General features: G+C 31.9%; 19 protein-coding genes. 11 read left to right on the forward strand and 8 right to left on the reverse strand.

The genetic code is table 11. From position 1 onward, the window contains the following. The first annotated feature begins 9 nt into the window (after positions 1-9). The 4 genes from ACTF45_RS03760 (at position 10) to tal (ending at position 4,734) form a co-directional block, all read left to right on the forward strand. Positions 10-1,368 carry a CPBP family intramembrane glutamic endopeptidase gene (locus tag ACTF45_RS03760; RefSeq protein ID WP_288346695.1) on the forward strand — a complete coding sequence of 453 codons (1,359 nt, stop codon included), beginning with the start codon at positions 10-12 and terminating at the stop codon, positions 1,366-1,368. A gap of 85 nt (positions 1,369-1,453) precedes the next feature. Further along, positions 1,454-1,885, forward strand: coding sequence for a hypothetical protein (locus tag ACTF45_RS03765; RefSeq protein WP_288346694.1), 432 nt, complete (start codon positions 1,454-1,456; stop codon positions 1,883-1,885). Beyond that, on the forward strand, positions 1,885-3,636 hold the full coding sequence (locus ACTF45_RS03770) for a peptidoglycan D,D-transpeptidase FtsI family protein (RefSeq protein ID WP_288346693.1): 1,752 nt from the start codon (positions 1,885-1,887) through the stop codon (positions 3,634-3,636). Before ACTF45_RS03765 ends, ACTF45_RS03770 begins: the two co-directional genes overlap by 1 nt. Before the next feature lie 90 nt (positions 3,637-3,726). Beyond that, the gene (tal, locus tag ACTF45_RS03775) at positions 3,727-4,734 is read left to right on the forward strand and encodes a transaldolase (RefSeq protein ID WP_288346692.1); all 1,008 of its coding nucleotides are present in this window, start codon (positions 3,727-3,729) and stop codon (positions 4,732-4,734) included. A 19-nt stretch (positions 4,735-4,753) separates the two neighbouring features. On the opposite strand, the gene ACTF45_RS03780 is transcribed toward tal, so the two are convergent. The 5 genes from ACTF45_RS03780 to ACTF45_RS03800 form a co-directional block, all read right to left on the reverse strand. Further along, a complete protein-coding gene (locus tag ACTF45_RS03780) occupies positions 4,754-5,887 on the reverse strand; it encodes an NAD(P)/FAD-dependent oxidoreductase (protein WP_438949366.1) in 1,134 nt (377 codons plus the stop codon). Next, positions 5,884-6,432: a ribosome recycling factor gene (frr, locus tag ACTF45_RS03785; protein WP_288346690.1), complete on the reverse strand. Its 549-nt coding sequence runs from the start codon at positions 6,430-6,432 to the stop codon at positions 5,884-5,886. Before frr ends, ACTF45_RS03780 begins: the two co-directional genes overlap by 4 nt. Before the next feature lie 28 nt (positions 6,433-6,460). Next, positions 6,461-7,165 carry a UMP kinase gene (pyrH, locus tag ACTF45_RS03790; protein WP_288346689.1) on the reverse strand — a complete coding sequence of 235 codons (705 nt, stop codon included), beginning with the start codon at positions 7,163-7,165 and terminating at the stop codon, positions 6,461-6,463. 128 nt (positions 7,166-7,293) lie between these two features. After that, positions 7,294-7,989 carry a cob(I)yrinic acid a,c-diamide adenosyltransferase gene (gene cobO / locus ACTF45_RS03795; RefSeq protein ID WP_288346688.1) on the reverse strand — a complete coding sequence of 232 codons (696 nt, stop codon included), beginning with the start codon at positions 7,987-7,989 and terminating at the stop codon, positions 7,294-7,296. Positions 7,990-8,019: 30 nt separating this feature from the next. Beyond that, a complete protein-coding gene (locus tag ACTF45_RS03800; RefSeq protein WP_438949367.1) occupies positions 8,020-9,189 on the reverse strand; it encodes a site-specific integrase in 1,170 nt (389 codons plus the stop codon). Between the two features lie 65 nt (positions 9,190-9,254). Between ACTF45_RS03800 and hemH the strand changes: the two genes are divergently transcribed. The 3 genes from hemH to ACTF45_RS03815 all read left to right on the forward strand — a co-directional run bounded on the left by hemH (position 9,255) and on the right by ACTF45_RS03815 (position 12,740). Continuing rightward, positions 9,255-10,430, forward strand: a complete 1,176-nt coding sequence (gene hemH / locus ACTF45_RS03805; protein ID WP_288346686.1) for a ferrochelatase — start codon at positions 9,255-9,257, stop codon at positions 10,428-10,430. A gap of 134 nt (positions 10,431-10,564) precedes the next feature. Beyond that, the gene (gene ilvB, locus ACTF45_RS03810) at positions 10,565-12,328 is read left to right on the forward strand and encodes a biosynthetic-type acetolactate synthase large subunit (RefSeq protein ID WP_288346685.1); all 1,764 of its coding nucleotides are present in this window, start codon (positions 10,565-10,567) and stop codon (positions 12,326-12,328) included. A gap of 58 nt (positions 12,329-12,386) precedes the next feature. After that, entirely contained in the window at positions 12,387-12,740 is a 354-nt protein-coding gene (locus ACTF45_RS03815) for a hypothetical protein (RefSeq protein WP_288346684.1), read from the forward strand. A 6-nt stretch (positions 12,741-12,746) separates the two neighbouring features. Here ACTF45_RS03815 and pgeF read toward each other — a convergent pair whose 3' ends face one another. Genes pgeF through ACTF45_RS03830 form a run of 3 tightly spaced genes read right to left on the reverse strand, consistent with a single transcriptional unit; the run spans position 12,747 to position 15,659 of the window. Then, entirely contained in the window at positions 12,747-13,529 is a 783-nt protein-coding gene (gene pgeF / locus ACTF45_RS03820; protein ID WP_288346683.1) for a peptidoglycan editing factor PgeF, read from the reverse strand. A gap of 10 nt (positions 13,530-13,539) precedes the next feature. After that, complete coding sequence (locus ACTF45_RS03825) at positions 13,540-14,445, reverse strand: Tab2 family RNA-binding protein (protein ID WP_288346682.1); 906 nt, start codon at positions 14,443-14,445, stop codon at positions 13,540-13,542. Then, positions 14,442-15,659, reverse strand: coding sequence for a S1 RNA-binding domain-containing protein (locus ACTF45_RS03830; RefSeq protein ID WP_438949368.1), 1,218 nt, complete (start codon positions 15,657-15,659; stop codon positions 14,442-14,444). Before ACTF45_RS03830 ends, ACTF45_RS03825 begins: the two co-directional genes overlap by 4 nt. 63 nt (positions 15,660-15,722) lie before the next feature. Here ACTF45_RS03830 and ACTF45_RS03835 point away from each other — a divergent pair, with 63 nt between their 5' ends. From ACTF45_RS03835 to ACTF45_RS03850, 4 genes are all read left to right on the forward strand, one after another. Next, positions 15,723-16,517, forward strand: a complete 795-nt coding sequence (locus ACTF45_RS03835) for a creatininase family protein (protein WP_438949369.1) — start codon at positions 15,723-15,725, stop codon at positions 16,515-16,517. A 115-nt stretch (positions 16,518-16,632) separates the two neighbouring features. Next, positions 16,633-17,349: an aldehyde oxygenase (deformylating) gene (locus tag ACTF45_RS03840; RefSeq protein ID WP_288346679.1), complete on the forward strand. Its 717-nt coding sequence runs from the start codon at positions 16,633-16,635 to the stop codon at positions 17,347-17,349. Between the two features lie 109 nt (positions 17,350-17,458). Next, positions 17,459-18,499 carry a long-chain acyl-[acyl-carrier-protein] reductase gene (locus ACTF45_RS03845; protein WP_288346678.1) on the forward strand — a complete coding sequence of 347 codons (1,041 nt, stop codon included), beginning with the start codon at positions 17,459-17,461 and terminating at the stop codon, positions 18,497-18,499. A gap of 3 nt (positions 18,500-18,502) precedes the next feature. Then, the gene (locus ACTF45_RS03850; protein ID WP_438949370.1) at positions 18,503-19,510 is read left to right on the forward strand and encodes an acetyl-CoA carboxylase carboxyltransferase subunit alpha; all 1,008 of its coding nucleotides are present in this window, start codon (positions 18,503-18,505) and stop codon (positions 19,508-19,510) included. Position 19,511 lies beyond the last annotated feature (1 nt).

The following is a 19,511-nucleotide window of genomic DNA, read 5'->3' on the forward strand; positions in this document are numbered from 1 at the left end:
ATTAATTACATGAATAAGAATATTTCTAAGACAAAACTATTTATAGCTTTTATTTCTCTAATCATAACTTTTTTTGTGTGGCAACAAGGGCTTCGAGATAGTCTCAGTCGACCATCGGTAAGCTTTGATATTAGTCAAAAAGAAAAAGAAATTGCGGAATTAGCTTTACCTGCAATACCAATTAATTTAAGAAACCTTCTTATTATTAATGATCCAATTGAGGATATTAATAATTCTCTTTCTGAGATTTCTTTTGATCAATTAACAGAAAGGAATCAATTGATTTGGCTAATTTCTTACACGAACAATGAGATAAATATTAAAAAAGAGTACCCTAATAACTTTGATAATAAAAATTATAAATTGGTAGTAGAAAATTTAAGTAAAAGTAATCTAGATAATTCATATAAGCCTAATGATAATTTACTAGAGTTATTTAAAGATGATAGATTTCTGTACCATTTGTTGAGCAAAAGATTTTCTTTTGATGAGAGTCAATTAATAACAGATACACTTTCAAAAAAAATGTTTTTAAAAATAATAGCTATTAGATTATTACCTCTTTTAACAATAGTCCTTGGCTCTTTATTAGTTCTAAGGACATTATGGAGTGTTTTAGCGTCAAGAAAAATTGAATGGAAAGAATTTAAACCCTTAGATTTAGATTTGTTAGATATGGTTTTGTTGATATCAGGAGGATTTGTTGTTTTAGGAGAAGTTATTTCGCCATTATTTTCAATTACCTTAGTTGAATTAGTGGCCTCTAATTTATCAATCGAATTGACACAATCATTAAAAATATTTTTTGGCTATCTATTTATGGCAATACCCCCACTAGGGATAATTTATTATCAAATAAAATCTTTTGAAAAAAAAATTATTTTAAAAAAAGATTATTTTCAATTCAATTTCTTACCAATAAAAGATTCTTTTTTTCAGGGATTTAAGGGGTTTTTAATGATAATTCCTTTTGTTTTGCTGGTGTCATTAATTATGAATCTTTTAGTTGATAATCAAAATGGGAGTAATCCTTTACTTGAGATCGTTCTAAATAGTAATAATTATTTGTCATTTTTACTTTTATTTTTAACAACTACATTTTTAGCTCCAATATTCGAGGAGGTTATTTTTAGAGGCGTTTTACTACCAATTTTATCAAGAGAATTTGGAATAATTTTAGGTATCACAATTTCTGCTTTTATTTTTGCTCTGGCACATTTGAGTATTGGTGAAATGATCCCATTGTTTACCTTGGGTATAGGACTAGGAACTACTAGACTCATATCAGGAAGATTATCCTCTTCTGTGATTATGCATTCTTTATGGAATGGGATGACCTTTTTGAATTTGTTTCTGTTGAGAACATAAAGATTTAGCTATATTGCTTGCGAATAAATTAAAAAAATGTTTATTTGATTTATAACACTTTTTATATTTCCATTAATACTAACAAATGAATATAAATAAGAATGAAAATTCTTTAAAAAATAACCTTTACGATGCTAATAAAATAACTTCTAAAAAAATAAAATTATTTAATTTAAAATTTATTCATAGAATATTTGATAGCTTAAATATATCTTTATTAATTTTGATTTTTAGTTTATCTTTTCTTTCTTTTAATAGTCAAAGAAAATGGACAAGTATTTATAATAATTTATTAAAAACAAGAGCAAATAATAATAATCTTATTGACTATATTTCTAAGACTGAAGAATTTTATATTAATGAAATTGAGTCCCTTAATATTTTTAAAAAAGCAACTCCAAAAGATTTAATTTATCTTGATAAGCAAATTACACAGAATAAAAATAATTATTTAAATAAAAAAATTAAATTTATTAAAGATGGATTAAAAGATAGTAAATATCAAAAAGGATATTGATGAAAAGAAGTAAGAAAATTGTTCATTTAGTACCTCTCAAACCTCGAAGGTTTAAGGTTACTTATATATTTTGTTTATTATTGATCTCTGGACTATTTGGAAGGCTTGTAAATTTACAAGTTTTTAGTGCCTCTGACTTACAAAAAAAAGCGAGATTAATACAATTCACCAAGATTAGTTCTTTAAATAAGAGAAGATCAATAGTAGATAGAAATAATAGACTAATTGCTTATGATAAACCTCTCTACAGATTATGGGCTCATCCTAAGTACTTTAACTTCCCTGGAGATTCAACTAATAGAGTAAGAACTATTGATGAAGTGGTTAATAAATTGACGCCAATTTTAAATGTAAAAGATGAATTGCTTCTATCAAAGTTTGAAAATAAAATGTTAGGAATTGAATTGCTGGATGAAATAACAGAGAATCAAGCAAAAAAGATCAAAAACCTTCATATTAGTGGTTTGGATCTCGTTAAATATTCTCAAAGATATTATCCTCAACGTAATTTGTATTCAAATCTTATTGGGTTTGTTAATTATGAGAATAAAGGTTCAGCTGGTTTAGAGCTACATTTAGATAATCAAATCAAAGTACTTAACAAAAGTAATTTGATTAAGAAAGGAGGAGATGGAACACCTCTCCCAGATAATTCGGGACCAAGAGATTTCATTAGTGACTACAAGAGTTTAGGTTTGACAATAGATTCAAGATTACAGAAAGCTACTTTTAAAGCTTTAAGTAAACACGTAGTGAAGTGGAACGCAAAGAAAGGCTTCGCAATAGTAATGAATGTAAATAATGGAGAGATCTTATCACTAGCATCAATTCCATCTTATGATCCAAATAAATATTGGGATTATGATACCGAAGTCTTTAGAGGTTGGTATTCTCAAGATTTATTCGAGCCTGGTTCAACTTTTAAACCAATAAATCTAGCCTTAGCATTAGAAGAAAAAGCAATCCAAAAAGATGGTTTAGTTGAAGATAGTGGGGAGGTTAATGTTGGAGGATGGAGCCTTTCAAATTGGGATAAAAAAGGAAATGGCTATATTGATTATCCAAAAGTTTTACAAGTTTCAAGTAATGTGGGGATGGTAAAAATAATGCAAAATTTGCCGTCTAAGACTTATTGGAATTGGCTAAATAAATTAGGAATTAATAAACGTTTGGAGACGGATTTATTTGAATCTACAGCTGGTCAATTAAAGTCAAAAAATATATTTGTTACTCAGTCAATTGAGCCAGCAGTAGCATCTTTTGGAAAGGGTTTTTCTATTTCTCCTTTAAAATTAGCTCAACTTCACGCTGTTCTAGCTAATGGGGGAAGTGAAATAATTCCTCATGTCACTTTAAATTTTAAAGATCACCTTAAAAACTATTCTCCAAAAGAAATCTTTTCTAACGAGGTATCAAAAACCGTTCTTAAATGGATGGAAAGTGTTGTTGATAATGGCAGTGGAAAAGGAGCGAAAATTGATGGATACAGAATTGGAGGGAAAACTGGAACTTCTCAAAAGGCAGTTAATGGAAGGTATACAAGTAAAAAGGTTTGTAGTTTTGTAGCTTCTTTTCCTGTTAATAATCCAAAGTATGTTGTCCTTGTTGTTATTGACGAACCTTCAAAGGCATACGCTTATGGTTCAACGGTTGCAGTACCAATTGCAAAAGAAATCATCGAAAGTTTAATTGTTATTGAAAAAATACCGCCACAAATTGAAGAAAACAGGAAAGTTGTTAAAAAACCATGAAATTATTCTGGTTTTTAGTTAATTAGTTCATTATTTAATGATTTCATTTGAAATTGAAGCTATCGTGTAAAAATATATGGTTATCTAAAAATGAAATCAATTTTAGAACAATTATCTTCTATTACTGTTGTTGTCGCTGATACTGGAGATTTAGATGCGATTAAAAAGTTTCAACCTAGAGATGCCACTACTAATCCATCACTAATATTAGCTGCGGCTAAGAATCCTGATTACATAAAATTAATCGATCAAGCTTTGGAAAGCTCAAGAAAATCCCTACCTGTTGGCTTTTCTGAAAGTGAATTAATTAAAGAGACTATAGATCAGGTTTCAGTATTTTTTGGCAAGGAAATTCTTAATCTTATTACTGGAAGAGTATCTACAGAAGTTGATGCAAGACTAAGTTTTGATACTGAAGCAACAGTTACAAAAGCGAGAAAGTTAATAAATCACTATAAAAGTTTTGGAATAGATAAAGAAAGAATATTGATTAAGATCGCTTCAACTTGGGAAGGAATTAAGGCAGCTGAAATTTTAGAAAAAGAAGGTATTAAATGCAATTTAACTTTACTTTTTAACTTCTGCCAAGCTGTAGCCTGTGCTAATGCAAAAATAACCTTAATCTCGCCTTTCGTCGGGCGAATATTGGATTGGCATAAAGCAAAAACTGGCAAAGATAACTTTGCAGGGTGTGAAGATCCAGGTGTTATATCAGTAACCAAAATCTACAATTATTTTAAAGAAAAAGGATTTAAAACTGAAGTCATGGGTGCAAGCTTTAGAAATATAGATGAAATAAAAGAATTAGCAGGATGTGACCTTCTAACTATTGCTCCAAAATTTTTAGACGAACTTAATAGAGAGGAAGGGGAATTAATTAAAAAATTAGATGAAGATGCTCAATCCCATAGTTCTATTGATTATAAATTTGATGAGAGAGACTTTAGATTAAGTATGTTAAAGGATCAAATGGCAAGTGAAAAGCTTAGTGAAGGAATAACAGGCTTCAGCAAAGCAATAGAAGAATTAGAAGAGTTGTTATTAAAAAGACTTTCAGAAATTAATAATCAAAAATTAATTTCGACAACTCAGATTTAATTTTTATTAAAACATAAAATTAATCTTTGCTTTTGGTTAGAAGTCTCTTGATAACTCTCATCGCGATGTCTTCATAATTCATTTGACCAGATAATATTTGAGCAATACGTTGAGGGGCTGTTTTCCTTTTGACCCCTAATTGATAGCCAGTTCTTGGGAATCTATAAAATATCTGAGCAATTCTCTTTCCCCATGCCATGGATTTCCCCCATTCATTATTAATGTTTGTTGAATAATTATTTAAATCATTATTATTTCTGGACAAACACTCGTCAATACTTTCTGCAGCAAAATAACTACTAATTAGAGAAGGTCTAATACCTTCGGCCAAAAACGGATCGCAAAGTGAGGCTGCATCCCCCACTGCAATTACCCTATCTCCATTGAGCTTGTTTAGACCATTCCAAATTCTTAGTTTTTTATGAACCACCTTAAAAGATAAATCTTCAAATCCGAAACTTTTTATTACTTTATTATTGAGGTCTTTATTTTCTAGAAGTTTATTATTTATAAAAGTGCCTAAGCCAATATTGACACTGTCTTTTAATGGAAATGCCCAAGCAAATCCATACTTAACAAATCCAAACTCAAATCTAACTGAATCTTTAGGAATATTCCCTAATCCTTTTAACCTCAAGGCGATAGTATTGGCAAATTTTGGCTTTCTTGGACCTAAGTTGAAATATCCAGCCCATTTAGATTGTGAACCGTCGGCAATAACAAGAAATTTAGATTTATATGTAACTTTATTGCTGCATTTTATTATCCAAGTCTTATTATGCTGCGTTATTTTTTCGACCTGTACTGGTCTTAATATCTCACCGCCATATTTTATAGCTTCATCAAGTAATAATTTATCTAATTTTTCTCTTCTAATTATCCAAAAAGGTGATTCACCACTAAGGTCAGCAACAACATTATCAGATGACTCCCATCTGAATTCAACATTCCTGATTTTAGATTCTATTGATTCATCTATATCTAATGGGAGATATTTTTTCATTGAGGATGCCATCCCTCCTGCGCAGGGCTTTATACTTCCAGATGCCTCCTTCTCTATAATTAAAACTGAATAGCCTTTTTTTGATAAGTTAAGTGCTGTAGAAGATCCTGAAAGACCTCCTCCAATAATTATAATGTCGAATTCCTTCAAACTTTTAGAATTTCTTTCTCCTTTTCAGATAATTTAGTTTCTATTAAAGAAATATATTTGTCAGTAAATTTTTGTATTTCTAATTGATTATCTCTTGATACATCTTTTGATATTAAACCTTCTTTCTCATCTTTTTTCTCTTTGTCAACAGCATCCCTTCTAATATTTCTTAGCGCTACTTTACCTTCCTCTGCATATTTAGAAGCTAACTTGCAAAACTCTTTTCTTCTTTCTTCAGTTAATGGTGGGACATTTATTCTTATCACCTTCCCATCATTGTTGGGGTTGATACCTAAATCACTAACTGAGATTGCTTTTTCAATAGTTTGTAGGGAAGAAATATCAAATGGTTGTATTGAAATTGTTTGTGAATCGATAGTTGATATTGAGGCAAGTGATTTGATGGGGGTTTCCGCTCCATAATATTCAACACTTATTCTGTCTAATAATGATGCATTAGCCCTCCCCGTCCTAATGGTATTAAAGTTTCTTTGAGTGGCTTCAACACTTTTGTTCATACTAGATTGAATTTCTTGTTCTTTCATAATTAGAAATAATTAACTTAAATAAGTTTTAACTTATTAAAGAGCCTATAGACTCTCCGGCAACAGCTCTGGAGATATTACCTTTTTTAAAAATATCAAAAACCATAATTGGAATATTATTATCTTTGCATAGAGCAATAGCAGTACTGTCCATCACAGCGATTTCATCACTAAGAACCTGTTGATAAGTTAGAGAATAATACTTTTTTGCCTCTTTAAATTTATTAGGATCACGATCATAAACCCCGTCAACTTTTGTTGCCTTCATAACAACTTCAGCATTTATTTCGGCGGCCCTCAAAGCGGCAGTAGTATCTGTAGTGAAAAATGGATTTCCACAACCACCCCCAAAAACTACAACTCTTCCTTTCTCTAAATGTCTCATTGCTCTTCTTCTAATATAAGGTTCAGCAATTTCTTGCATCTCTATAGCTGTTTGTACTCTAGTTTCAACCCCAACTCTCTCTAATCCATCTTGAAGGGAAATTGCATTCATCACTGTTGCTAACATTCCGACATAATCAGCTGTAGCTCTGTCCATACCATCAGCAGAACCTTTTAGTCCTCTAAATATGTTGCCACCCCCGACAACTATTGCAAGTTGAACTTTATTTGCAATTACCCTCTCAACATCTTCAGCAATTGATTGAACTATCGCAGGGTCTATACCGTACGGTTTATCTCCCATTAGTGCTTCACCACTAAGCTTTAAAAGTACTCTTTTGTAAGTCATTCAATAATCATACTTTTATGACCTTAGCAAGTAAATATACAGAATTTCTTTTTTAGGTTAATAATACTTCCGTCTTTAAACAATTCTCAATCGAAAACCAGAAAAACAAATAAAGTTCCTTTGAAATTCTAAAACTCCACACATGCTTGAGCTTTTATTCCTTGCTCCTTAAAAGGATGCCTAATTAATTTCATCTCTGTTACTAGATCAGCTTGATTAATGATTGATTCGGAAGCTCCTCTTCCAGTTAAAACTATGTGATTTTTTCTATTATCTAGACTTTTTACAAATGTAATTATTTCCTCTGGAGAAAGATATCCAAGTTTGGTTGCAATATTAATTTCATCAAGGATTATAAGTTTATATGATTCATCTTTTATAAATTTTTTAGCTACATGCCAAGCTTCTTTAACTAATATTTCGTCCCTTACTCTATCTTGTGTTTCCCAAGTAAATCCCTCTCCTAAAGCGTGCCATGAAATATTTGATGATAAATTTTTAAGAGCTTTTTCTTCACCGGTAGTCCAACCACCTTTAATAAATTGAATAATTGCGACTTTATGACCATGTCCAATAGTTCTTAACGCCATTCCTAAAGAAGCAGTTGTTTTTCCTTTCCCATTCCCAGTAAAAACAATTAATAAACCTTTTTTTGTTTTCCTTACTTGTAATCTCTTTGTTTGAATATCTTTTCTTTTTTGCATTCTTTTTTTATAAAGATTCTCATCAGTTTCAGGAGATAACTTTCCTCCTATTCCAAGTTCTTTAGCCTGAATATCAAGACTAGTTATATTTTTTGAAGCGGGTTGTTTCTCATCAGCCATAAAATAACTTTTAAATTATATTATACTAATTTAAAAAATTTCACGTTTTTTATATTTTGAAAGTGCATTATTAACAGCTTGTTGCTGATCTCGTTTCGTTATCCAGTGATGATAAGTTTGAGTATGTAGGCTAACGGAATGTCCCATCATTCTTGCTGCAACTGTATCAGGTAGATCATAAAAAATTGTTCTGACTGCCCATGCATGTCTTAGATCATAAGGTTTTATTTTAAGGGCATAACGTTTAAATTGATCAGTTATTTTTTTTCCAATATTTTGCAAAGTTGTAACTCTAAGATCTCTATTAATTTTTGGAAGTAATTCTGGATCTTTGCCTAATTCACAAAGTTCAAATTTATCTACCCATTTGGGATGAAAGGGCCAAACCTGATGTTCTCCTGTTTTAGTAGTAGGCAAAACTCTAATTATTTTGTCTCCATAATTGGTTAAGGAGCTTAAGTCACAAAAAAATACTTCATGATTTCTTAAACCATATGTGGCCATAAGCCCGAAAACATATTTCCAGGACTTGTTTGGTATCTTATCCCATAGATTTTCAATTATCTCGTCAGTAGGAAGATCCCTAAAGCTTGCTTTATTTAGTCCATAACCTTTAGCCATTAATTTCCAATCTTCAGGAAGTTTATGTTCTAAAAATTTTGCCAAAACGCTCAAAGACGTCGCGCATTGTTTTCTGCTTCTGCTCCCTTCTTTATAAGTTTTTAATGTGGTTGTAAAAATATTATCTAAATTTTCAGTATTAGTATCATTTTGGATGGATATCATTCTATTAATGTAGGGCTTATAAGAGCTTCTCCAAGTTGTTTTTCTAGTGCTTGTTAAATATTCGTTTTTATTCTCACTAAAAAAATAATTCTCAAAATCATTAAGTCTATTTAAAAATTTAAATTCATCTTTTATTTCCTTTTTATCAGAATTTTTTACCCAATTGATCCAATCAAATTGATTTAACTCTAATTGCAAAGTTATCAATTGTAATTTTTTCTTAGCTTCTTCTAAGCCATTAAAATCCGCTTTGAGTCCAAGAGATATTCGTTGAACCGTAAAGTCATTTTTATTATTTTTTGAAGGTAGTGAACCTCTGATGTTTAATGTCTCCCCTCTTTTTTCAATTCTAAGTTTGCTTCCTTCTTTAGCAAATTTGTCATTGACATTATTAATTTCCTGAATTACGTTCATTAACTTATATAATTACTTTTATAATGACGTTCCTAATGTTTATTTTCAATCTCCATAAAATATAAATGGAAAAAGTAGGCGTCTTATTAATGAATCTTGGCGGCCCTGAAAGGATTACAGATGTAGGTCCATTTTTATATAATTTATTTTCTGATCCTGAAATAATTAGGCTTCCCGTCCCAGCATTTCAGAAACCTTTAGCATGGTTAATAAGTACACTTAGAAGTACTACTTCACAACAGGCTTACCTTTCAATAGGTGGAGGATCTCCTATTAGAAGGATTACGGAACAACAAGCTAGAGAATTACAAAGCAAATTAAGAGATAAAGGTTTAAATGTAACAACTTATATAGCGATGAGATACTGGCATCCTTTCACAGAATCAGCCATTGCTGATATGAAAGCAGATGGGATAGATCAAATTGTCGTATTGCCTCTGTACCCACACTTTTCTATAAGTACAAGTGGTTCGAGCTTTAGAGAATTAAAAAAATTGAGAGACTCTGATTCTGAGTTTAAAAAAATACCAATGAGATGTGTAAGAAGTTGGTTTAGTCAATCAGGTTACTTAAAATCAATGGTTGAGCTCATTTCGGAACAAATTTCGCTCTGTGAATCGCCTGATAGTGCACATATCTTTTTTACAGCTCATGGAGTTCCTAAAAGTTATGTGGAGGAAGCAGGAGATCCATATAAAGAACAAATAGAAGATTGTTCACTACTAATTATTGATGAACTTGAAAAATTTTTAGGTCATACCAATCCTTACACTCTGTCTTATCAAAGTAGGGTAGGTCCAGTTGAATGGTTAAAACCGTACACAGAAGAAGTTTTGACAGATCTTGGTAAAGCTAAAGTAAATGATTTAATTGTAGTCCCTATAAGTTTCGTAGGAGAACATATTGAAACTTTACAAGAAATTGATATTGAATATAAAGAAATTGCTGAGAAAGCAGGCATTGTTAATTTTAGAAGGGTAAAAGCATTAAATACACACCCTACCTTTATTGAGGGTTTAAGTGATCTAGTTGTTTCTTGCCTAGAAGGACCGATAATTAATATAGAGAAAGCTTCTGAATTGCCTGAGAAAGTTAAACTATACCCTCAGGAAAAATGGCAATGGGGTTGGAATAATAGTTCAGAAGTTTGGAACGGCAGGGTCGCTATGATAGTTTTTCTTATACTTTTTATTGAACTTATCTCAGGTTCTGGGCCTCTTCATAGATTAGGGATTTTATAAATTATATATTATTAAAAAATATCTAAAACTTCATCAAGAGCAATTAAATTTCTAAGTAATTTTTGACATTACATTTCCAAAATGGGCAATATTTTTTAATTAAGTTTATTATTTAAATAGATTTATTTTCTTTAGTGACGCTTACTTCGACATCTTTAACAAAAGATGATTCAGAAAAAAATTACCCCATATGGATTACAGGTGCTGAAGCGCTAATGGATTCACTAAAAGTTCATGATGTAAAAGTGATATTTGGATATCCAGGCGGTGCCATACTTCCTATTTATGATGCGGTACATAAAGCAGAAAATGATGGATGGTTAAAACATTACATGGTAAGACATGAGCAGGGAGGATCCCATGCTGCAGATGGATATGCCAGGTCAACAGGTGAGGTAGGGGTTTGTTTTGGTACTTCAGGTCCAGGGGCTACAAATTTAGTAACTGGTATTGCAACAGCTCAAATGGATTCAGTTCCATTGGTAGTAGTTACTGGCCAAGTTCCAAGACCTGCTATAGGAACGGATGCTTTTCAAGAGACTGATATTTTTGGAATTACACTCCCTATCGTTAAACATTCATGGGTTGTAAGAGACCCGTCTGATATAGCAAAAGTAGTTTCAGAGGCGTTTTTTATTGCTTCTTCTGGAAGACCTGGCCCAGTTTTAATTGATATACCAAAAGATGTGGGTCAAGAATTCTTTAATTATGAAAGAATTTTACCTGGTGAGATTATTCCTAAGGGCTTTAAAAGGAATGGAGAAATTAACGACGCTGATATTAACCAGGCTATTGAATTGATTCAAGAATCTTCAAGACCTTTGTTATATGTAGGAGGTGGAGCAATATCTTCAGGTGCTCATGAGGAAGTGGAAACCTTAGCTAATAATTATCAAATTCCAGTGACTACTACGTTAATGGGAAAAGGGGTCTTTGACGAAAGGGATGACTTATCAGTTGGAATGTTGGGAATGCATGGAACCGCATATGCAAACTTTGCAGTCACGGAATGCGATCTTTTGATTGCTGTAGGTGCGAGATTTGATGATAGGGTTACGGGGAAATTAGATACATTCGCCCCATCTGCAAAGGTTATTCATATTGATATCGATCCTGCAGAAGTTAATAAAAATAGACGTGTTGATGTTGCTATTGTTTCGGATGTAGCTAAAGCTCTTTCTAAAATTAATGAAAAATCTTTTATTAATAAAACCTCCTGCAATACAAAAAATTGGCTAGAAAAAATTAATTTTTGGAAAAATAAGCATCCTTTATTTGTTCCTCCAGAAGAAGGTGAAATTTATCCTCAAGAAGTTCTTTTGAAAGTAAGGGATTTTTCTCCTGAAGCCTTTATCACAACTGATGTAGGTCAACATCAAATGTGGGCTGCTCAGTATCTAAGAAATGCCCCGAGAAGATGGATAAGTAGTGCTGGTTTAGGAACGATGGGCTTTGGATTGCCTGCAGCCATGGGAGTAAAGGCTGCTCTGCCTAACGAGGAGGTTATCTGCATCGCTGGAGATGCAAGTGTTTTGATGAATATACAAGAATTGGGTACTTTATCTCAATATGGTTTAAATATTAAATTAGTGATCATAAATAATCGCTGGCAGGGGATGGTAAGACAGTGGCAAGAAAGCTTTTATGATGAAAGGTACTCCTCCTCTGATATGAGTTGTGGAGAACCTGATTTCGTTAAACTCGCGGAATCGTTTGGAGTAAAAGGGTTCTTAATTTCAGAGAGGAAACAATTATTAAATGAGTTTAAATCTGCTTTAGATTTTGATGGGCCAGCCTTAATAAATGTACGAGTGAGGAGAGGTGAAAATTGCTATCCAATGGTCCCTCCAGGTAAAAGTAATGCTCAAATGGTGGGTTACGTGAACAGTGAAAGCTGATTTTTGTACAAAAAAAACCAAATTAAAATTATTAACTAAATTAATATAAATACTTAAATTGAAAAAAATAACTTCTAGCTTAATTATTTTTTTTCTTGTTGTTTTGTATCCAATTAGAACTTATTCTGCCGAAATTCTTCAGATAAATAACTCAAGTAGCATTTTAGTAGGAGATCAAAATAGAGATCTTCCAATCAAATTATTTTGTGTAGAAATTAACAATGAAGATGATGAAAAAATTGCTTTAAAGCTTCTTAAGAAAGAATTTCCGAGAGGAAGTAAAGTCAAAATAAAACCTATTGGTTTCAAAGAAAATATATTAATAGCTAAGGTTTTTGATATTAATGAAACTAAAGAAATGTCAGATTTATTAATTGCAAAAAATTTATCAAAGGAGACCTGTCAAAATTAAAATTTGCTAAGAACTTATAAAATTCCATTGCCGTAAAAATGTTTTAGTTCTTCTCCAAGAATGAAAGTTATGATTTGATTCATATGTGCATAAGTTAGAGATATCAATATTTGTATTGGATATATTTTCTTTTAAAAGTTCAATATGAGCATACTTTTTAAGATTTAAAGGAATTAAATCGTTTTTTTGTGATTTTACTGACTCTTTTGATTTTAGTGATATCTCCATAGAATCTGAAAATGAAATTGATTCTTTAGAAGCAGCTTTTTTATGAAAATTTTGAAGAGTTTTATTATCTATTAGATAATTTTTTTTTGATATTGATGGACCTATTGCGACAAGCATATCTTCTTTTGAACATCCTTTATCATAAAAGATTTTGATGAGTTTTTTTATTATTTTGTTTTCTAACCCCTTTCTTCCGCAATGTATTGCAGCAACAAGTCTTTTCTTCTTGTCAGCAAATAAAATAGGCATACAATCTGCGGTGTATATCCATAAATTTTGATTTTGTTTATCAGAAACTATTCCATCAGCCTCTACTCTTTCCTTCTCTAGAGTCTTTGATCCAACAACTATTTGATTGCTGTGTATTTGATTTAAAACGCAATTCTTACTGTTTAACTTAAGACGATTTGATAAAAGTGAAAGATTGATTTCAGAACTCGTTTTGGTAAAAAAACCATGTTTAAAGTTATTTTCAAGAAGAGTAGGAGATAAATAATATCTTAATTTTTTGTCTTTTATCGCAAACTCATTTTCTTGAAAATATTTTGGGCTAAAAGACATGATATTAGCCTTATGAAATTAGTTCAACATCTTTTAAAATCCAAAAACCAGCGAATTTTTCAATAAATGGTGTTGATTGTATGGATATAAACTGATAACCATAAGAATCTTTTTTAGATTGAGTGAATTTATCATTTAATACCTTGGCATCTTTTTCTTGTAAATCTGTTACTAACCACTTATCATCTTCTGAGGCTTCAAGTATAAGTTGGTTCTGTTTTATTAGCAGCTTGACAGGCTCTAAACTACTAAACCAAGCAGCAAGAGCAAGTGATCTGTCTTTACTAAAAAGTCTAAGGCCAGGTACTAAGTTGTCATTTTTTATTGAACTCTGGATTGGGAAAATATCTCCAAATTCAATAGGCCAATTTTTAGCTAATTTTAATTCCTCTATAAATATTTCCGAGATGGTTAATGCATCACCTCTCACAGCCTCAGGCAAAGGTTTAGGGTCATTAAGAATATTAGATGTAAAGGTTGGAGCTAATACTCCTCTTACATATCCTTGCTCTAAAGGATATATCTCTCGTTCGAGAAATTCGATCCTGTCAAATAATTCATAAGTCCTTCTGCTAACAAGTGCCTCAATTCCTATATTCTCAATAGATTTTTTAATTATTGATTTCATTGATGCTCTCCAAAATCTTATTTTTAATGGCTTTGCCCAACCTTCTCTTTCTGCATCATTCAGAGCTTCATTTAAAGCTTTTGTAAGCCATATTGAATTAACTTCATTTGCTGGACATACTTTATTCCACAAAAATATTTCCTCTGTTTTAAAGCTTTTTGAAGATGAAATAATTAATTCCCATCTTTTTTTACCATTTTTTTCGATAATTGGCCTCGAATAAAAGTCCAACTCCCAATCTGATATTTTAAGTTCTTTATTCGAAATTATTTTTTCATTGATGGTCATTTTTCTAAATCTTTTTTATCAAAAAGTGACTTAGTTTTTAGAGACCTTTCAGAGGCTTCAATCATAACTTTTTCTTTATCAATGATTAATTCTCCAGGAGTGTTTTCTAATAAGGCTGTATTTAAACCAATTCTTCCTCTTTCCAAGTCAATTTCTGTTATTAGTGCCTTTATAACCTCACCCTCCACGAAAATCTCTCTTAAATTTCGGATGGATCCATTTGTTATGGAGGATTGATGAAGAAGCCCGCTTGCTCCTCCTAAATCAACAAAGAAACCATATGGTTTTATTGCTAAAATTTCACCCTCAATTAATTGTCCTAATTTTAGATCTGCAAATTTAGAAACTAATAGTGCTTTTTTTTCTGATAAAACAAGTTTCCGTGTCTCTGGATTTACCTCTAAAAATGCAACTTTTAAATTTTTACTAACTAAAGATTGATAATCTTGACCATTTTCAAGTTGTGAACGTGGAATAAATCCTCTTAATCCATCAACATCGCAAGTAAGTCCTCCTCTATTAAAACCATTTATTGTAACTTGTATTAATTCTCCATTTTTCGCAGAACTTGCAACTTTTTCCCAACTTTGCCTAAGAATTAATGCTCGTGCACTTACTGTGACCATACCATCAGCATTCTGTTCTTTTATTACTAAAACTTCCATTTCTAAACCAATGGTAAATTTTTCTTTGAAATTTGTAATTACTCCTAATCCACATTCTTTTTTTGGCATGAAACCAGGTGCTTTACCACCAATGTCTATATACAAACCATCACTTTCTAATGCTATTACTTTCCCCTTAATTGTCTCTCCTGTTGAACCTATCGGCTCATTCTCGTTTAACGCTTCTAAAAAGGCACTTTCGTCAAAATCAAATTCATCAAGTTTTCTTTCTATGATGAAATCTTCATCTTCATCTTGTAAAATCAAAGGTTTATCTAACTCCTTATAACTAATATTTTCAAAGTTAATATTATGGGAATAACTTCCTTTTACTTCATCTATTGTGGTTTCAATAATTTTAGGCTTTACAGCACTGATGTCAGCTTTGACTTCTTTTGTAGAATTTTGATGACCATCAACTACTTCTTCCTTCTTACTAATAGAATCCTTTTTGCTTATGTGAAGGACTTGAAGTGGTTTCTTAAGATTGTGTTTGTCGCCCTTAATTTTCTTATTATTTTGGGCATCTTTATCACTAACTCCCTTCATAGGTAAAATAAGAGTAATTTAATATTAACTTATTCTAAATGTTAGTACTCACAATTAAAAATAATGAACTTTAAATCAATACCTGGCGAATTTGAGTATTTATCATGGCCTGAAGTAAAAAATATTTCAAAAGATATAAGATCAACAATTATCTGGCCTTTTGGAGCGGTAGAACAACATGGCCCTCATTTACCTTTGGCTACAGATAGTATTTTTGTTGATGAGATAATTTGCGAAGTTTTTAAATTAATTCCGTCTGACACACCTATAAAAAAACTTCCAACTCAATATATAGGTTTTTCTCCAGAACATAAGGGATTTGATGGAACTATATCTCTTTCTTCAAATTTAATAACTTTATTAATAAAAGAAGTTGGAGTCCAATTAGCGGATATGGGGTTTAAAAGATTGATATTAATAAATGCGCACGGAGGTCAAATTTCTTTACTTAACACCGCAGCAAGAGAATTAAGAAGTGTTGCTCCTAAACTTTCAATCTTCCCTTGCTTTTTATGGAAAGGAGTTGATGGATTAAGTGAACTGTTAACAAAAAATGAAATTGAAAATGGATTACATGCATCCTTAGCCGAAACAAGTTTGATGATGGCTTTAAAATCTAAACTTGTGGGAGATGAAAGACCTTGTGAAGGTATTAAAATGCAAATTCCAGAGGGTTGGAGTTTGGAGGGAAATGCTCCAACTGCTTGGTTTACAGAAGATTTAAGTAAATCTGGAGTAATAGGGGATAGTAAAGGTTCAAATAAAGAGCTAGGAAATAGTTTAAAGAGTTTATTAGTCAATCACTGGTTTAAATTAATTATGAATCTTATGAAATCAGACTGGCCAAATTCAATGTAAATTATCATTATTAATTCAATAATATCGTTTAACAATTGAAACTATTTTCATCATATTTAAATAAACTCACTATAATTGTGTAAAACTTAGGCATAATGAGCTAAAGATTACTGACATGCAAACACTCGAATCTAATAAAAAAACTAATCTAGAAAATTCTATTGATTTACCCGATTTTACTACTGATTCTTACAAAGACGCTTATAGCAGGATAAATGCAATAGTTATTGAAGGTGAACAAGAGGCACATGATAATTACATTTCCTTAGCAACATTAATTCCTAACGAATTAGAAGAGTTAACCAAATTAGCGAAAATGGAGCTTAAGCACAAAAGAGGTTTTACTGCATGTGGAAGAAATCTAGGTGTTCAAGCTGACATGATTTTTGCTAAAGAATTCTTTTCCAAATTACATGGTAATTTTCAAGTTGCGTTATCTAATGGCAAGACAACTACATGCTTATTAATTCAGGCAATCTTAATTGAAGCTTTTGCTATATCTGCTTATCACGTTTACATAAGAGTTGCTGATCCTTTTGCGAAAAAAATTACCCAAGGTGTTGTTAAAGATGAATATCTTCATTTAAATTATGGACAAGAATGGCTAAAAGAAAATTTAGCGACTTGTAAAGAAGAGCTAATGGAAGCAAATAAGGTTAACCTTCCATTAATTAAGAAGATGTTAGATCAAGTCTCGGAAGATGCTTCAGTATTAGCTATGGATAGGGAAGAATTAATGGAAGAATTCATGATTGCCTACCAAGATACACTCCTTGAAATAGGTTTAGATAATAGAGAAATTGCAAGAATGGCAATGGCCGCTATCGTCTAATTTATTTATAGATTTAATTAGTCGATTCAAAAATAATTTTTATCTATTTAGTTAATAGCACTGTGCTATTGTTCATATCAATAAATAGATTCCATTAATAAGGTAATCAATGTTTGGGCTAATAGGTCATTCAACTAGTTTTGAAGATGCAAAAAGAAAGGCTTCATTATTGGGCTTTGATCATATTGCTGATGGTGACTTGGATGTATGGTGCACAGCTCCACCTCAACTAGTGGAAAATGTAGAAGTTAAAAGTGCTACAGGGATATCGATAGAAGGTTCTTATATTGATTCATGTTTCGTTCCTGAAATGCTTTCAAGATTTAAAACGGCAAGAAGAAAAGTATTAAATGCGATGGAATTAGCTCAAAAAAAAGGTATTAATATTACCGCTTTAGGAGGGTTCACTTCTATCATCTTTGAAAATTTTAATCTCCTTCAACATAAGCAGATTAGGAATACCTCACTTGAATGGGAAAGGTTTACAACTGGGAATACTCATACTGCATGGGTTATTTGCAGGCAATTAGAGATGAATGCTCCTAAAATAGGAATTGATCTAAAAAGTGCAACAGTTGCTGTAGTTGGTGCTACAGGTGATATTGGCAGTGCTGTTTGTCGATGGTTAATTAATAAAACAGGTATTGGTGAACTTCTTTTGGTAGCAAGGCAAAAGGAACCTTTGGAGTCTTTGCAAAAAGAATTAGATGGTGGAACTATAAAAAATCTAGAAGAAGCATTACCTGAAGCCGATATCGTTGTATGGGTAGCAAGTATGCCAAAGACCATGGAAATCAATACCAATAATCTTAAACAGCCATGTTTAATGATTGATGGAGGGTATCCAAAGAATCTAGATGAAAAATTTCAAGGTAATAATATACATGTTGTGAAAGGAGGTATAGTAAGGTTCTTCAATGATATAGGTTGGAATATGATGGAACTAGCGGAAATGCAAAATCCTCAGAGAGAAATGTTTGCATGTTTTGCAGAAGCAATGATTTTAGAATTTGAAAAATGTCATACAAACTTTAGCTGGGGAAGAAATAATATATCTCTCGAGAAAATGGAGTTCATTGGAGCTGCTTCTGTAAAGCATGGCTTCTCTGCAATTGGCCTAGATAAGCATCCAAAAGTATTAGCAGTTTGAATCATGCCAAGACGTTATCTTCTTGATTTTGAAAAACCTCTTGTCGAGCTTGAGAAGCAAATAGAGCAAATTAGAGAATTAGCAAGAGATTCAGAAGTAGATGTTAGTCAACAGTTACTGCAACTAGAAACACTCGCTACAAGAAGAAGAGAGGAGATTTTTAGGTCCCTAACTCCTGCTCAGAAAATACAGGTAGCCAGACATCCACAAAGACCAAGTACTTTGGATTTTATTCAAATGTTTTGTGATGATTGGACTGAATTACATGGAGATAGAAATGGAGGAGATGATATGGCCTTAATTGGAGGTTTAGGTTCGATAAATAATCAACCGGTGCTTTTATTGGGTCATCAGAAAGGAAGAGATACGAAGGAAAATGTAGTTAGAAACTTTGGGATGGCAAAACCGGGAGGTTATAGAAAAGCTCTAAGGTTAATGCAGCATGCTGATAGATTCTCATTGCCTATCCTTACTTTTATTGATACCCCTGGTGCATATGCTGGCCTCTCTGCAGAAGAACAAGGTCAAGGAGAAGCCATAGCTAGAAATCTAAGAGAAATGTTTGGGTTTCAAGTCCCAATAATTGCCACTATTATTGGTGAAGGAGGGTCTGGTGGAGCTCTTGGAATTGGAGTAGCTGATAGGCTATTGATGTTTGAACACAGTGTTTATACCGTTGCTAGTCCAGAAGCTTGTGCCTCAATTCTTTGGAGAGATGCTGCAAAAGCTTCTGAAGCTGCAACAGCGTTAAAAATAACTGGACAAGATCTTCTTGAATTGGGCGTAATAGATGAGGTTTTGTCAGAACCTGCAGGTGGTAATAATTGGGCTCCTATAGAGGCTGGCAATACTCTAAAAGGCTCTATTGAAAGAAATCTTAGTGAATTATTAGAGTTGAGTAAAGAGGAACTTTTAGAACAAAGATATTCAAAATTCAGGGTTTTGGGAAAATTTATTGAATCAAATAATTTTGAAGAAATTCAGGAAAATTTACCTCAAATAACAGAATAAA

Origin of the sequence: Prochlorococcus sp., from assembly GCF_965655815.1 — a bacterium.
In the GTDB taxonomy this organism is placed as follows: domain Bacteria; phylum Cyanobacteriota; class Cyanobacteriia; order PCC-6307; family Cyanobiaceae; genus Prochlorococcus_A; species Prochlorococcus_A pastoris.